Annotated in this window: 13 protein-coding genes; 11 read left to right on the top strand and 2 right to left on the bottom strand. The window is 30.8% G+C overall.

Annotated features, from left to right (window positions below):
* Positions 1-576: 576 nt before the first annotated feature.
* On the bottom strand, positions 577-726 hold the full coding sequence (locus tag ACZIYX_RS11310) for a hypothetical protein (RefSeq protein ID WP_462682349.1): 150 nt from the start codon (positions 724-726) through the stop codon (positions 577-579).
* Between the two features lie 142 nt (positions 727-868).
* Between ACZIYX_RS11310 and ACZIYX_RS11315 the strand changes: the two genes are divergently transcribed.
* The 10 genes from ACZIYX_RS11315 (at position 869) to ACZIYX_RS11360 (ending at position 10,889) form a co-directional block, all read left to right on the top strand.
* Positions 869-1,195 (top strand): hypothetical protein, encoded by a 327-nt coding sequence (locus ACZIYX_RS11315; RefSeq protein ID WP_462682350.1) that lies wholly within the window; start codon positions 869-871, stop codon positions 1,193-1,195.
* A gap of 617 nt (positions 1,196-1,812) precedes the next feature.
* Positions 1,813-2,274: a hypothetical protein gene (locus ACZIYX_RS11320; protein WP_462682351.1), complete on the top strand. Its 462-nt coding sequence runs from the start codon at positions 1,813-1,815 to the stop codon at positions 2,272-2,274.
* A gap of 6 nt (positions 2,275-2,280) precedes the next feature.
* The gene (locus tag ACZIYX_RS11325) at positions 2,281-2,643 is read left to right on the top strand and encodes a type II toxin-antitoxin system PemK/MazF family toxin (protein ID WP_462682352.1); all 363 of its coding nucleotides are present in this window, start codon (positions 2,281-2,283) and stop codon (positions 2,641-2,643) included.
* A 392-nt stretch (positions 2,644-3,035) separates the two neighbouring features.
* Positions 3,036-4,472, top strand: coding sequence for an amidohydrolase family protein (locus tag ACZIYX_RS11330; RefSeq protein WP_462682353.1), 1,437 nt, complete (start codon positions 3,036-3,038; stop codon positions 4,470-4,472).
* 394 nt (positions 4,473-4,866) lie between these two features.
* The gene (locus tag ACZIYX_RS11335; RefSeq protein WP_462682354.1) at positions 4,867-6,186 is read left to right on the top strand and encodes a gliding motility protein GldB-related protein; all 1,320 of its coding nucleotides are present in this window, start codon (positions 4,867-4,869) and stop codon (positions 6,184-6,186) included.
* Positions 6,187-6,617: 431 nt separating this feature from the next.
* Positions 6,618-7,091: a hypothetical protein gene (locus tag ACZIYX_RS11340; RefSeq protein WP_462682355.1), complete on the top strand. Its 474-nt coding sequence runs from the start codon at positions 6,618-6,620 to the stop codon at positions 7,089-7,091.
* A 207-nt stretch (positions 7,092-7,298) separates the two neighbouring features.
* On the top strand, positions 7,299-7,715 hold the full coding sequence (locus ACZIYX_RS11345; protein WP_462682356.1) for a nuclear transport factor 2 family protein: 417 nt from the start codon (positions 7,299-7,301) through the stop codon (positions 7,713-7,715).
* A gap of 110 nt (positions 7,716-7,825) precedes the next feature.
* Positions 7,826-8,488 carry a hypothetical protein gene (locus ACZIYX_RS11350; protein WP_462682357.1) on the top strand — a complete coding sequence of 221 codons (663 nt, stop codon included), beginning with the start codon at positions 7,826-7,828 and terminating at the stop codon, positions 8,486-8,488.
* Positions 8,489-8,703: 215 nt separating this feature from the next.
* Complete coding sequence (locus tag ACZIYX_RS11355) at positions 8,704-9,291, top strand: alpha-ketoglutarate-dependent dioxygenase AlkB (protein WP_462682358.1); 588 nt, start codon at positions 8,704-8,706, stop codon at positions 9,289-9,291.
* 263 nt (positions 9,292-9,554) lie between these two features.
* Positions 9,555-10,889, top strand: a complete 1,335-nt coding sequence (locus ACZIYX_RS11360) for a Fic family protein (RefSeq protein WP_462682359.1) — start codon at positions 9,555-9,557, stop codon at positions 10,887-10,889.
* A 222-nt stretch (positions 10,890-11,111) separates the two neighbouring features.
* Here ACZIYX_RS11360 and ACZIYX_RS11365 read toward each other — a convergent pair whose 3' ends face one another.
* Positions 11,112-12,161 carry an endonuclease/exonuclease/phosphatase family protein gene (locus ACZIYX_RS11365; protein ID WP_462682360.1) on the bottom strand — a complete coding sequence of 350 codons (1,050 nt, stop codon included), beginning with the start codon at positions 12,159-12,161 and terminating at the stop codon, positions 11,112-11,114.
* 134 nt (positions 12,162-12,295) lie between these two features.
* Here ACZIYX_RS11365 and ACZIYX_RS11370 point away from each other — a divergent pair, with 134 nt between their 5' ends.
* Positions 12,296-15,181, top strand: a complete 2,886-nt coding sequence (locus ACZIYX_RS11370; RefSeq protein ID WP_462682361.1) for a carboxypeptidase-like regulatory domain-containing protein — start codon at positions 12,296-12,298, stop codon at positions 15,179-15,181.
* Positions 15,182-15,200 lie beyond the last annotated feature (19 nt).

Consider the following 15,200-nt stretch of genomic DNA (forward strand, 5'->3'; position numbering starts at 1 on the left):
AAGTAAATCATTATTGAAATTTAAACCCTATACAAACATAGGATGACAAAAAGCAAACGCTTCACTCCAACTAATGCATTTCAGATTATTTTGTCATTCCGTTAAAAAACGGAATCCAGTAAGTAGAATCAACGTATAAATAAAATGGATCCAGATAAGCGGATTTACAATCCTTGCAGTTACCAAAGCATTTTACCATAAGTTAAAATACATTAAGAATTACTATATTTTTTTACTCTTACCGCTTGCACGGAAAACATTTCCGCCTATCAAATTGATTATCATATTGACAAAAACATATAGAAAATTAATGACTCGGATACGCCAAGCTCACCCTTCGAGAACCTCAGGATTCGTAATATTTACGTAGTAAGGAGGCTCTCGATGTGGGCTGAATCTGTAAACTTTTTTTAGAACGAGTCACTTCACTTATGACCAATTCTTCTTCTATGCTAATATCGGCTGTTTTCCAGCTATTTTGATAGTAAGCCTGTCTAGTTATACCAAACCAACCGCATAGCTTGGCTAATCCTATGTGAGAATAATGCTTCTTCATTTCTTCGATGGTTTGGTATTCTACTTTTTTCTTATAGAAATATTAAACTCTTTTTCAGCAATATTAACCATAGTAGAATAGGCAATAGCCTTCATTTCTGTATCTTTAAGCTGCTTCTCAAGCTCTGAGATACGTTTATTAAGCTGTTGTTGTTCAAGGCTTTTGATCATCTGTAGTTTTTTTCTTTGTCATTTGATAATGGCTAGACTTAAAAACAGGTCTTATTGAAGAAATGTTAAAAGAACAAATATTTATATTATAATTGGAATTGTACTTTTCTTAAATGGGAGACCAAAGCAAAATTTGAATGAAGTGATTACGCCAATCGAAAGTATATCATCTCCGAAAAATACACATAGAAATTTAAAATTATTCGTTTTAAATGACTTTGAAGGTGATTATGATAAAATCTCTGATAATGATTTAAAAATGATTTCAGAAAAAGTAACCGTTTATGCAACAACTGTAAAAGGGGAACTTTGTGTTTGTGAATATGGAGGAGACGTAATTCTTAAAGCAGGAGATTTAATTAGTTTTCCGAAAGGAGAATTTAAAATTATTGACACTTTTTGGAATGATAATAAGAACATTCTCCTTTTCAAAGACTTTTCAACTTTTGAATACGGGAACACACACTAAAAAAATAAATACGTGTGCCAATAACTAAGTATATGGCGTGCCGATAGGCCAACGCTATATGTCTTGTTGACTGATCCGGGATTTGCAAATAAGGGGGGAATCGAGAGAATTGGCAAGAGTTTAAAAAAAGAAGAACCATGTTTTTAGAGTACTTTATCTCCCCTTCCTACACAAAATCTCCCAACTTGAAGTGATTTATGTTATACTCTCCTTTTTTAAATCCGGGCTATACTATAAAGCGTAAGATGTTTTATATCCTTAAAAGTGATTTTAGTACAAATTGTATCAAAGCCAGACAAAATTGTCTGGCTTTTTTATTGGTTATTAGTACTAAACATATCACTCCATGATCTATTGATTACTAAAAACACTTTATTTCATTCCTATTATTTTAGCTTGTTTGAGCAGATGTGATATAGCATATTTTGATTAATTCATCTAAAATTTGTAATTTATTTAAAAATAAATCGATTAAATAAATGCGTTTCATTGGTTTTAATTTAGAATTAATCTAAATTAATACGTATAAAACTACGTTTAACATCACTTTTAGCACTTATATGGTATGCTTATTGTATAATTGTTCTATATATACAAAGTATTATATATTTTTAAATATGATTCTTAACTTAAATATATACAATATAACTCAGCCTGTAATTAAAGAGGCTAATAAAAGTTCTTTATTAAAACGATTTTTAATAAAATCGATGGAAGGCTTTTTAATAAAGAGGTTATCTAAGCTTAATTCTGCTATTGAAGATTCAATATTAAAAGTAGAAGGAACTCATGTGCATTTAAAAGAATTATCTACTGAATCAGCAAATGATATGCTTATTCAAATAAAACAAAGTATCTCAAATTTAGAAAAGATTTATGAGAAAATGCAGGAACACAATTTCCTTGATAACAACAATGAACTTAAATCAAAATTTAAGTATCTATTGAAGAGTCTTTATAAGTCTGAGGCAATAACCCATAAAATTGTATATAAAGAAAAAGAAACTTTAAAGACTGATGAATCAATTAAAAAAGGAATTATTAAAATGAATTCCCATTTTTATAAAAAAACAGTTTAATATAATATGGCTTTAAAACGAGGCGATATTATAGAAGTATATTTTGATTTTCCTAAGGTAGATAACTCCATACCACATCCAGCAATTATAATTTCTAACGACGATGTTTATGATGTTGAAGAAGGGTATGTTTGTGTTATGATAACTTCTTCAACGAACTTTATAGATAAGTTTACATTTGAAATAACAAGCGAAATGCTTCAACGACCAAGCAACAAGGACTTCAGTCAAGCTAGATGTCATTTAATTACTTTTGTTTACGAGTCTCATTTAAGTGACAAAAATTATGCTAAAAACACACTAAAAGAAAATGCTTTAGATCGCTTATTAATCCACATAAATAAATTTACATTTTCCGACGAATATTAATCCTCCCTTACTACACAAAGTCTCCCGAATTAGAGTGATTCACTTTATGCTTTTTAAAATCTGGGCTATACTATAAAGTGTAAGATATTTTATATCCTTAAAAGTGCTTTTAATACAAATTGTATCAGGAGGGTGTCTAAAAAGTCAATTCTTCTGTCATCTCGAGCGGAGTCGAGAGGTAATTATCTTTAAAAATCAATATATTTCCACTCCGATCAATGTGACAGTAAATTCTAAAATATACTTTTTAGACATCCTCTTTTTGCTGGTTATTAGTACCTTTCTGTTCTAAATGTATAGTTAGTAAGGTAGCTATATAAACAGATATTAAGAAATATAGTTACCTTGGTAATTATATAACATTAGTTCTATGCAATTATAAAAAAACTTCATTGAAACATTTAACATTCATACTTCTAATTGTAACTATTTTAAGTTGCAAGCAAAATTCTAAATCGGAACTTATTGTTCTGAATTCAGATATCAATTTTACCCAAAAAAGGACTGAACTAAACCAAAACACACTTAAATATGTAAAATATAATTCCAATATTATTGTATTAACGAATGCCACAGTTTTTGACGGAAAAGGAAATTCAGCTAAAGAAAACCAAACATTGATTGTTGTAAACGGTTATTTTCAATCAATTGGGAAAAGTTCGGAAATTGACATCCCTGAAAATACAACAATAATAAATCTAAAGGGGAAAACCATTATTCCTGGAATTGTTGGCGTTCACAACCATCTTCATATTCCACAATTTCCATTCATAGGAGAAACAGCATCAAAACTTTATTTAGCATCAGGAGTAACAACAATCCAAACTTGCGGTTCTGCATCACCAGAAGAGGAAATAGAATTGTCAAATAAAATTGAGAAAGGACAAATTATTGGACCTAACATAGTAACAAGTGGTCCTTATTTTACTGGAAAAGGAGGTAATCCAAATATGATTATTCCACGTGATGCAAAACATATTAAAGACACTATTCAATATTGGACAAAAAAAGGAGTACGTTGGTTCAAAGTATATCGAAATACAATCCCAAACGATTTAGAAATTATAATTAATGAAGCTCATAAGCACAATGCTAAAGTAACAGGACATTTATGTTCAATTACTTTTGAACAAGCAACAAATTTAGGAATAGACGGAATTGAACACGGACTAAATAGCACAAGTGATTTTAGAAGAAATAAAACATTCGGAATTTGTGACGGTTCAAGAGAATATATTGATGAGATAATAATTAATAGTGAAAAAGTAAGACAACTTCATCAACTTATGATTGACAAAAATGTGTTTCTAACATCAACTTTGGCTATTTATGAAGCAAGTATTCCCAAAAGAGCCTTTGCAGACAAACGCACATTAGATGTAATGTTGCCATTTTTAGTTGCGCAATATCAAGAAAGAAGAAAGCAATATGACAGTATTAATTCTGACAATGACTTAAGAGAAAAAAGGCTTAAACGAATTATGGATTTTGAATATCAGTTTTTTAAAATGGGCGGAACATTAACAGCAGGTGTAGATGCTGGTAGGCACGTCCTGCCTGGTTTTGGTGACCAGCGAAATTTTGAATTGCTTAAAGAAGCAGGATTTAAAACCGAGGAGGTAATTAAAATTATGACAAGTAATGGTGCGAAAGTACTTTCTAACTCTGAAATTGGGACTGTAGAAAAAGGTAAAAAAGCAGATTTTGTTGTTATTGAGGGAAATATCGAAAAGGATATAAGAAATGTTGAATTGGTCTTTAAAAACGGTTATGGTTATGACCCTAAACTAATATTAAGGGAAATGAAAGGGAAGTTTGGGATAGAATAACTGTATAGAATAACTAAGTATATGGCGTGCCGATAGGCCAACGCTATATGTCTTGTTGACTGATCCGGGATTTGCAAATAAGGGGGGAATCGAGAGAATTGGCAAGAGTTTAAAAAAAGAAGAACCATGTTTTTAGAGTACTTTATCTCCCCTTCCTACACAAAATCTCCCAACTTGAAGTGATTTATGTTATGCTCTTCTTTTTTAAATCCGGGCTATACTATAAAGCGTAAGATGTTTTATATCTTTAAAAGTGCTTTTAGCACAAATTTTGCCAAAGCCAGACAAAATTGTCTCGCTTTTTTGCTGGTTATTAGTATCTTTATGTTTGAGGAATATGTCCAGTTGTTATTATGATATTGTTATGTGCAAGTAGATCAAAACACAAAATTCAATGATAAAAAATACACTGATTTTATTAATTACAATATTAGTGCTAACAAATTGTCAGAGTGGAAAAGAACTAAATCAAAATGTTATCACATCTGACATTACAAATTTTTGGAATGCATATGATAGAATCACAGCAACCCAAGACTCTGTACTTCAATATAAATATCTTGACAGTCTATATTTTCAAAAAGGAACCGTAGGTTTAGAAGGGATTCGACAAGCAAGAAACTATACACCAGAAGATTATATCAATTCAATAAATAACTATCCAAAGTTTTGGCATTCAATCAGAGAAAACACCTTAAAGGTAAGTAAAATCAACTCTGAATTGGAGGATGGAATAAAAAAGTTCAAAGCAATATATCCTAAATTAAAGCCTGCAAAAATCTATTTCACAATTGGGGCTTTTCGCACAGGAGGAACAACAATTGATAGTTTGGTTCTTATAGGTTCTGAAATATCATTGGCGGACAGCACAACAGAAACAATTGAATTTCCAGAGAGCTTATCACACTTAAAATTACATTTTGCTACCAACCCAAGTAAACATCTTATATTTCTAAATATCCACGAATATGTTCATACTCAACAAAACCTAAGAGTTTTTAATATTCTATCACTGACACTATATGAAGGTGTTGCGGAGTTTATTGCATCAAAAGCACTTGAAAAAAAATCACCTAATCCTCAAATTGAATTTGGTAAGAAAAATGCCGAAAGAATACGCGAAGTATTTGAAACCGAGATGTTTTATCCAAACAATCTATACAAGTGGTTAGATGGTAATGCACCAAACGAATTTGGAATGAGAGATTTAGGCTATTATGTCGGGTATCAGATTTGCGAAAGCTATTATAATCAATCTGATAATAAGGCAGATGCCATTAAAACAATGATTGAGTTAGATTATACCAATGAATCGGAAGTTGAAGATTTTATTAAAAAGTCAATGTATTTTAGCAAGCCACTTGACAGTCTTTATCAATCGTTTGAGAAGAAAAGACCATCAGTTGTTGGCATCAAGCAATTTGAGAACAAAAGCCAAAATGTAAGTCCGACAACCAAAGAAATTACAATAGAATTTTCTCAACCCTTAAATGGATACAATACTGGTGTAGACTTTGGAGAATTGGGACAAGATGCATTTCCAAAAGGAACATTGAATGGAAGACAATGGTCAGATGATAATCAATCCTGGACAATTCCGATAGAACTAGAACCAAATAAAAAATATCAAATATATATAACAAACAACTTTAGGACAGAGAAAAGTATTCCATTGAAACCATATTTGATTGAGTTTAAAACAGGAGACAAATAAAAGCCTGCACATAATAACAATGGTAACCGTTGCACAAGCCTATAATTTATTATAAAACGATTTATTACCTTGCTGCGCAAATTCTACGGACTTGGAGCGATTTATGTTATGCTCTTCTTTTTTAAATCCGGGCTATACTATAAAGCACAGGATGTTTTATATCCTTAAAATTTTTTACTGGTTATTAGTACCTTTGTGTTTGAAAAATAATAACAATTGCTATTATAACATTGTTACAACAGCGGATTAAATCATGTAAGCCATAGTCATATTTGATTTAATCCTATAATGTTGTATGTAATCCCTAAATATCTCGTTAATTCCCTAAGCTAACAGGAAGAAAGCGGAAAAGTAGAGTAAAGAACCAAATTTTAAATAATTAAAAATAAATACAGTATAGAAAATAGTTTGAATTTCACAGAACAGTAAATATGAGGATATTTGTTATAATATTTTTTCTTTCATTTTTAATTGTTGGTTGTTCAAAACGAAAAGAATTACCTCTTATTGAAAAAATTGAACGATTTAAGGTTTCTGATTGTCAAAATGATTGTGGAATCGATTCTGTAGGGATTCGAAAAAACACAATTCAAAATGGTAATCTAAATGTTAGATTAGGTTATATAGTAAACTGTTCTTGGAGAAAAGCATATTTAAAAAATATTACCGAACAAAATGACATATTACTTATTGAATTAGATAAACCACAATTAATAGATAGAGAATATCCTATAACGAGTTGTGATTGTTATTTTTATTTCAATTTTGTTTTAAAAGATTATACTAATATTCCAAAGACAATTCGAGTACTTGAATTATTCGAAAATAATAAATATTGGGACGAAAGAGATTTTGATCGATACGAGGTTGAAGAAGTTGAAGAAATTATTATTGATGAAAAATAGAACTACACACACATTATATATGAAATCAGATTAAAATGTGGTACCAATCAAAAGGTTATTTCCTTTTTGCAATGGCGCTAAATTTTTATAAATTAAACAAGAAATAAAAATGCGCAGATAGATCGATTGGTTAAGGTATACTCGCCTTACTCCGATTCATATATTTGCCGTTAGCTATTATTAAAAACAACAAAATAAAAATCCAGAATGATTACAACTGAATCAGTAGAAAATGATGCCATAATAAAAGTTGAGAAAGAACTTTTAAACGCAATGAAAAATTGTGATGTTAAAAAACTGGACGAATTATTACACGAAAAATTATTTTTCAATATTCCTAATGGACAAACTATAACCAAGGCTATGGATATGGCAACATATAGCTCAGGAAATATGAGGATTGACAAAATTAAATCTTCAAAACAGAAAATAAACCTGATTGGAGATAATGCAATTGTTTCTGTGATTATTGATATGAAAGGAACCTATTATGATTATTCTCTTGATGGAAAATATAAGATAATACGAATTTGGAAATCATTTAATAATGAGTGGAAAGTGATAGCTGGAAGTAGTATTGAAATAAAAAAAAAACAGCCAACACCGTATAAAATTAATTGCTAGTACAAGTCCACTTACAAAAATGTGCGAGGATTTCCAGTTTGGTGTGTACTTGCCAAATTAACCGCTAAACCACGCAACTCTAATAGCTGAAATTTACATTAAAATAATATATGCGATTTTTTAAACTAAATAGAAAACTGAATTTAAAATACATTTTTGGAGAAATTCTATTACTCTTTATTGGTATTAATCTTGCCATTTGGTTTAACAATTGGAATACTTCAAAAAAAATAAATGAAGAAAAAAAAGTCGCAATAATCAAAATCACAGAAGAAATAAAAAATAATAAAATAGAAATCGATTCTGTTTTAATTAATAGCCATCAAATTATAAATGCGTATCGGGATTTTAAGAATTTATATGATGGGAATACTGCAGCAATTATTGCAAATCCAAAACAACTGAAATTACTCAATAATAAATATCCAGATTACTTTAGAGTAAAAGACTCAATAGCTATTGATAATGGAATATATCATTATAGAGGAGTAACTCGTATAAATTTGGAAATTCCAACATTGACTGAAATAGCCTGGAAAACGACTACTACCTTAAACGTTACAAGTGAATTCAACTACGAATGTCTATACGAGCTCGAAAGCTTGTATAATTTACAACGAAGAGTCCAAATTGAAATAAACAAGTCTGCTGATGCTATGCAACAAGGAAAGCTGGAAGAACTAATGATTATACTTGAATTTATAAACCAACTTGGTGGTCGATTACAAAACGATTATGAGTCTATAAAAGAGACCATTTCAAACTGTAGCTAACACCGGTAGCCATTGCACAAGCCTCTAATTTCTTATAAAACGATTTATTTTAAGCTGTTCTTTTATATCCTTAAAAATATGTTTCCTACAAATCATACCAAAGCTATGACGAGTATTTTTAACGTAGAAATTCGATTTTTTACTAGAAAGATTAATGTTATTTCATATTAATTTAGCTATAAACTCCACAATGTGGATTAAAACCTCTAATTAAGATGAAACTACCTTTAAATAGTGAAGTTGAATACTTTAGTAATTTTTTAGAATTAATAGATGTCGAGGAGCTATTTTTTGAATTAAATGATATTGTTAAAAAAACAAACTTTAATCCTAAAACTAAGGATAAGATAACGCATAAAGTAAATTTCAAAAAAATTATGTTTTTAGACCAAAATCTTCTGGCTGAGAATATATTTCCTGAACAACATTGGGGGCCAACAAGGGGATGGACTAATAAATTGAAAAAGCTAAAAAAAAGAATTGAAGATTTTACAAATCAAAAATTCGAAGTGTGCGTTCTAATATTTTATCCGGATGGTAACTCTGGAGTAGATTTTCATTCAGATTATGTTGCCTTTGGCGATACATCAATCATTCCATCAATAAGTTTGGGTCAGGAAAGAGAATTCAAGTTTAGAGAAAAAGAAACCAAAGTGGAAGTTTCCCATACGTTAGAAAATGGTAGTTTAATAATTATGGGAAAACATTGCCAGGAAAGATATGAACATAGTCTCCCTCTAAATCCAAAATATAAAAAGCCAAGAATAAATTTAACCTTTAGAAAATATGGCTTTAGCAATTAACTCAACTCTTAGCAAGATATAAACAGTCGTTTTAATACCGTTTATACTAAATCTTAGATGCCATTAAAAAATCATAAGAATACGTTATTTCAAAACATTAAAGTTTTATGGAATAACCTTACTGCACAAAGTCTTCCGATTTGGAGTGGTGTATTTTATGTTTTTCTTTTTTGTATAGATTACAGGGTTATTATTACCTTTATGTTCTGGCAATGTGCTTGATTGAATGTATATGGTTGTTGCCCATAAAATCAAAAAACGCAATGAATAATATAGAAAAGGCATTGGAATTAAAAACCGATTTGGATTCTTTGAAACCTTTAAGCAAAGAAGATGAATTGAGAATAATGCAAAAATTTAGATTAGATTGGAATTATCACTCAAATCATTTAGAGGGAAACTCCTTAACATACGGAGAAACAAAAGCACTAATTTTATTTGGAATTACGGCTCAAGGAAAACCTTTAAAAGACCATTTTGAAATATCTGGGCACGATGAGGCTGTAAAATGGGTTCTGGATATTATTAAACAAGACCGTCCACTAACAGAAAACTTTATAAGGGAACTTCACAAACTAATATTGAAAGAACCTTATGAAGTTGATGCTATAGCACCTGATGGTACACCCACAAAAAAGCGAATTGAAATTGGTAAATATAAATCAAGTCCAAATCACGTAAAAACTAAAAATGGGGAGATTTTCAGATTTGCAAATCCTGAAGAAACACCTGCATTAATGAGAGATTTGATGGATTGGTATAGAGAAAAAATTGATAAAACCGATTTTAATCCAGTTTTGGTTGCATCTGAATTCCACTACAAATTTATTAGGGTTCACCCTTTTGATGACGGAAACGGCCGAACTGCAAGAATTCTCATGAATTTTATTCTTTTGCGATACGGCTTTCCACCAGTAATAATTAAGACAGAAGATAAAATGAATTATTTTAGTGTCTTACGTCAAGCAGATGCAGGAATTTTAGAACCTTTCATTGAGTACATTGGAAAAAATCTTGTGCATTCTCTTGAAATTATGATTAAAGGAGCTAGAGGAGAGAACATAGAAGACCCTGATGACATTGATAAGGAAATTAGTTTATTGGAACAAAAGCTAAAATCAATTTCACAACCAATAGACATATCTAAAAATAAAGAATCCATACTCAACATATTCGATAATTCAATCGTGCCTTTAACTATAGTTTTTATGGATAAGGGAGAAAAGTTTGAGAAGTTTTATATTAAAAATCGGTTTTACTTGCGGGTAAATAATGGATCAAATACCTCAAATAAAGACAGAGCTTTAGAAATCGCAAGAAAAAACATAAGAGACGATACAGACTCTATAAAACCTGAATTTAAATATATTGCATTTAATCAAAAAGGATTTCAAGAATCAAACCATAATTCTTGGATTGAGTTTAAATTTGACTATACAAAATATCAAGTTTTTGGTTATAACAATCAACTACATTTTGAAAAGGCGTATAATGAAAATTTAACTGAAGAAGAGATCATTAGGATAGTTAATTCTGAAATCAAGCGACATAAAATCCAAATTGAAAAACAAATTGAAGAGATAAGGAAACCGAAATAGAATTTTTAAGAGTTGTGTAAATGTCTCCGCCATAGATAACTAAGTGCACCTTACAAAATTCTGCCGAGTTTACTCGAAGTACCGCCTACCATACGGATCTTGTAACAGGCGGTTTAACAACAACAAAGGGATTAACATATTAAGTAATTAAAAGATAATCTTTTGGCAAATTTGTTTTTAACTGAAAATTTAGTCTTTTATAAGGAACATACGCTATTTGGATTACTTTTTTTGTTTAATCAAGGTTATATATACAGGAAAATGATCGCTATATCCTTTTGTATACGATCCGTTAGAAAAACTACGAAAAGGATATCCCTTATATTTACCATCGGGTGTAATTAAATACGCTGCATTATATATACCTGCTTTATAATATCTATAAGAAGAGTAATCTTTATCTAAAAAAGATTTAGAAACAATAATTTGGTCAAATAAACTCCACCGGTCTTGCCAGGCAAGAGAACCAATACCTTTTTTAACCAATCTTGCCATAGGATTATACAATCCTTTTATAACCAACTCCTTTTTAGAGGATTTTGCATTTAATATTTTTTTGACACTTATATTATTTGGGTTGTCATTAAGATCCCCCATTATTATAATTTTAGAGTATGGATCTATAGCAAATAAAGAGTCTATAATTTTTTTATTCAGAGTAGCTGCTTTTTCTCGTTTATATCTACTTTTGGCTTCTCCGCCTCGTCTGGACGGCCAATGATTTACAATAATATGGATCAGGTCGCCGTCCAGATAGCCACTCACTAATAATTGATCTCTGGTGTATACTCTGGTATTAGTATCTTGATCATACAGTATTAATGTATGTTTTTTAGAACTTTTTACTTTAAATAATTTTTTTTGATATAGCAGAGCAACATCAATACCTCTACGATCGGGAGAATCAAAATGAACAATACCATAATCGTTGGCTTTAAGGCTGTTTTCATTAGCAAGATCTTCTAATACTTTTCTGTTTTCAACCTCAGCAACACCTATAATAACGGGAGAATTTTTAGTAAGATCCATTCCTATTTCAGAGATTACTTTAGCCATATTTTTTACTTTATGGGTATATACCTCTTGGGTCCAATGATCTTTCCCCTTGGGCGTTCTGTCATCATCAAAAGTAATAGGGTCGTCCTCTGTATCAAAAAGATTTTCGAGGTTATAAAATGCCACAGTATGAATTTTATATTCTTTTTTTTCTTGAGAAATAACAACCGATGTTATTAATGAGATAACCAATGTAAATACACTTCTTAATATCATAAGATCTTTTTAAAAATAATTAATAAATACAAAGATTAATTATTTCGGTGTTAAAAAATGAAACTAATATACTTTATACTTGTAACTTATTAACAAGTAGCTCAATTCATTTTAGTTACACACAAATTATAGAGATGGCTTATCATTTTTTAGACCCTAAAAAGATTCTATTTATTTTGTTTTATAGTACAGTTGGTATATATGCGCAACACACAGAACTACAAGGAAAAATTATAGATGCAATTACAGAAGAAAACCTGGAGAAGGTAACTATAGCTATTAAAGGCGCTAACATTACTACCAGCACAAATAGTTTTGGAGAATTTACTTTTAATTTGATGAATTTGCCCTTGGGTGAGCAAATTCTTATAATAACAAAGCAAGGTTTTATAACCAAACGTTTTCCTATTGTTATTAATCAAGGAGAAATATTAGATCTTAAAAAAATCACTTTACAGTATGATTTTAGCCAAGATCAGGAGGAAATAGGAATAATTAGTCTTACTCAAGAAGAATTAGATGAGGATAACGATGCGTTTTTTAGTATAGCACCATTGCTTCAATCTACACGAGACATATTTCTTAATGCTGCAGCTTTTGATTTTAGTGCTACCTTTTTTCGAATCAGAGGTCTGGGAAATGAAAACGGAAAAGTTTTAATTAACGGAATCGAAATGAATAAACTAGATTCTGGAAAACCTCAATGGAGCAACTGGGGAGGATTAAATGATGTACAACGCAATCAGGAATTCTCTTCAGGAATTTCAGAAAACGAATATGCTTTTGGAGATCTTTTAGGAACATCCAATATTATTATGAGGGCATCGCAATATCGCAAAGGGGGCAAAATATCCTATGCAATGTCCAATCGTAGTTATCAAGGAAGAGTAATAGGAACCTATAATTCTGGAAACACTTTAAAAGGATGGGCCTATTCCTTATCCTTGTCCAGAAGATACGGAAAAGAAGGATTTATAGAAGGAACATTATATGATGCTAATTCGGTTTTTGCCTCTGTCGAAAAACAAATAGGAAAAAGCCATAGTATAAATTTTACTGGTTTTTATACCCCAAATCGCAGAGGAAGATCTACCGCAATCACCAAAGAAGTTTATGATCTTAAAGGAAACCAATACAATCCTAATTGGGGAGTGCAGAACGGAAAAATAAGAAACTCCAGAGAGCGAAAAATAGAAGAACCTGTGATTTTATTAAATCATTATTGGAATATTACCAAAAACACTAGGTTAAATACAAATATTGCCTTTCAAAAAGGAGAAATAGCCAATAGCAGGATAGATACTGGTGGTAGTGATTTGGTATTAGATACTAATGGACAACAAACATATATTGGGGGAGGTAGAAGTGCAGATACTAATCCCGTGCATCCAGACAATTTGCCAAGTTCTTTTTTGCAAAACCCCGATCCAACACCGCTAGAGTATCAAAATGCATTTTTAGCCCAACAAAATTTAAGGAATGATGGGCAGATAGATTGGGAAAGCCTAATACAAACCAACAAACAAAATGCAAAACAAGGTAGTAACGCTACTTATATGGTATATGAAGATAAAACGGCAGATACCCAAGTAACAGGAAATATAATAGTAAACAGTGTCCTGAATCCTCATATTACACTAAATGCGGCTATTAATTATAAAAATTTAAAAAGTGAAAACTTTGCTGAAGTAAAAGACCTTTTGGGCGGCACTGGTTTTTTAGATATAGATGTCTTTGCATTTTCTAACAAACGATTTACAGGAGCACAATTAATAGATAGAGCACAAAGTGACTTGCGTACCCCTAATCGTATTGTAGGGCTAGGAGACAAGTATGATTATAATTATGAAATAGAGGCTTCTAAAATCGATGGTTTTGCACAAGGACAATTTACATTTAATAGGATTTCTTTTTTTCTTGCAGGAACTGTTTCTCAAACAACGTATCAAAGAAACGGTTTGTTTGAAAACGGTTATTTTCCCGGAAAAGCTTCTTTTGGAAAAAGCGAAACTATTAATTTTTCAAATTATGGAATAAAAGCAGGTACAACCCTTACTATTAATGGGCATAATTTTATAAAGCTACAGGGTATATATGCTAATAAAGCTCCTACAATTCGTAATACTTTTAACAATGCAAGACAAAATAATAGTAGTGTTGCAGACTTGATTGGGAGGACTCAGGAGAGTGAAAAGATACAATCTGTAGATGCCAGTTATATTTTTCGTTCTCCAAAGGCAAAAGCCAGAATTACTGGGTATTATACCCAAATACAAGATGCAACAAATACTTCTTTTTTCTTTACCCAAGCTATATCCGGATCCGATACAGGATTTGTGCAAGAACTGTTAACCAATATAGACACATCGTATATAGGCGGTGAATTTGGAGCAGAATATCAAATTACACCCACAATAAAAATTAAAGGAGCCGCTGCTATAGGATATTTTACGTATACAAATAACCCAGATTTAATTTTGACAAGTACTAGTGAAGCTTTTTTAGATTTTCAAGGAACAAGAGATTTTGGAAAATCAACATTAAAAGGATACCGAATTGCAGGAGGTCCGCAAAATGCTGCGCAATTAGGTTTTGAATATCGAGATCCGGATTTTTGGTGGTTTGGTATTACTACCAATTATTTTTCTAATGCCTATAGTGACATAAGTCCATTTGCAAGAACATCTAACTTTTATAAAGATAAGGACGACTTGCCTTTTAATGATTATGATGAAAAAGTTGCAAACCATCTTTTAAAACAAGAGCAATTCGAAGATTATTTCTTAGTAAACGCAATTGGTGGCACTTCATGGAGGATCAAAAAATATTATGTTGGCTTTTTTGCTTCTATTTCTAATGTTTTAAATCAAAAATACAGAACAGGAGGTTTTGAGCAGGCAAGAAATGCTAATTATAGATTGGCATTAGAAGAATCTAAACGAAATACCTCTGTATATGGGTCCAAATATTTTTATGGATTTGGCACTTCGTACTACCTTAATGTTTATATACGATTCTGATAAAAATATCCCATACCTA

The organism is Aquimarina sp. (assembly GCF_977115655.1).

Excerpts from the sequence above, each read along its gene's own strand:
- ACZIYX_RS11335 (WP_462682354.1), top strand. The coding sequence starts at position 4,867 with ATGATAAAAAATACACTGATTTTATTAATTACAATATTAGTGCTAACA.
- ACZIYX_RS11310 (WP_462682349.1), bottom strand. The coding sequence starts at position 726 with ATGATCAAAAGCCTTGAACAACAACAGCTTAATAAACGTATCTCAGAG.
- ACZIYX_RS11340 (WP_462682355.1), top strand. The coding sequence starts at position 6,618 with ATGAGGATATTTGTTATAATATTTTTTCTTTCATTTTTAATTGTTGGT.
- ACZIYX_RS11370 (WP_462682361.1), top strand. The coding sequence starts at position 12,296 with ATGGCTTATCATTTTTTAGACCCTAAAAAGATTCTATTTATTTTGTTT.
- ACZIYX_RS11350 (WP_462682357.1), top strand. The coding sequence starts at position 7,826 with ATGCGATTTTTTAAACTAAATAGAAAACTGAATTTAAAATACATTTTT.
- ACZIYX_RS11360 (WP_462682359.1), top strand. The coding sequence starts at position 9,555 with ATGAATAATATAGAAAAGGCATTGGAATTAAAAACCGATTTGGATTCT.
- ACZIYX_RS11325 (WP_462682352.1), top strand. The coding sequence starts at position 2,281 with ATGGCTTTAAAACGAGGCGATATTATAGAAGTATATTTTGATTTTCCT.
- ACZIYX_RS11365 (WP_462682360.1), bottom strand. The coding sequence starts at position 12,161 with ATGATATTAAGAAGTGTATTTACATTGGTTATCTCATTAATAACATCG.
- ACZIYX_RS11320 (WP_462682351.1), top strand. The coding sequence starts at position 1,813 with ATGATTCTTAACTTAAATATATACAATATAACTCAGCCTGTAATTAAA.
- ACZIYX_RS11355 (WP_462682358.1), top strand. The coding sequence starts at position 8,704 with ATGAAACTACCTTTAAATAGTGAAGTTGAATACTTTAGTAATTTTTTA.
- ACZIYX_RS11345 (WP_462682356.1), top strand. The coding sequence starts at position 7,299 with ATGATTACAACTGAATCAGTAGAAAATGATGCCATAATAAAAGTTGAG.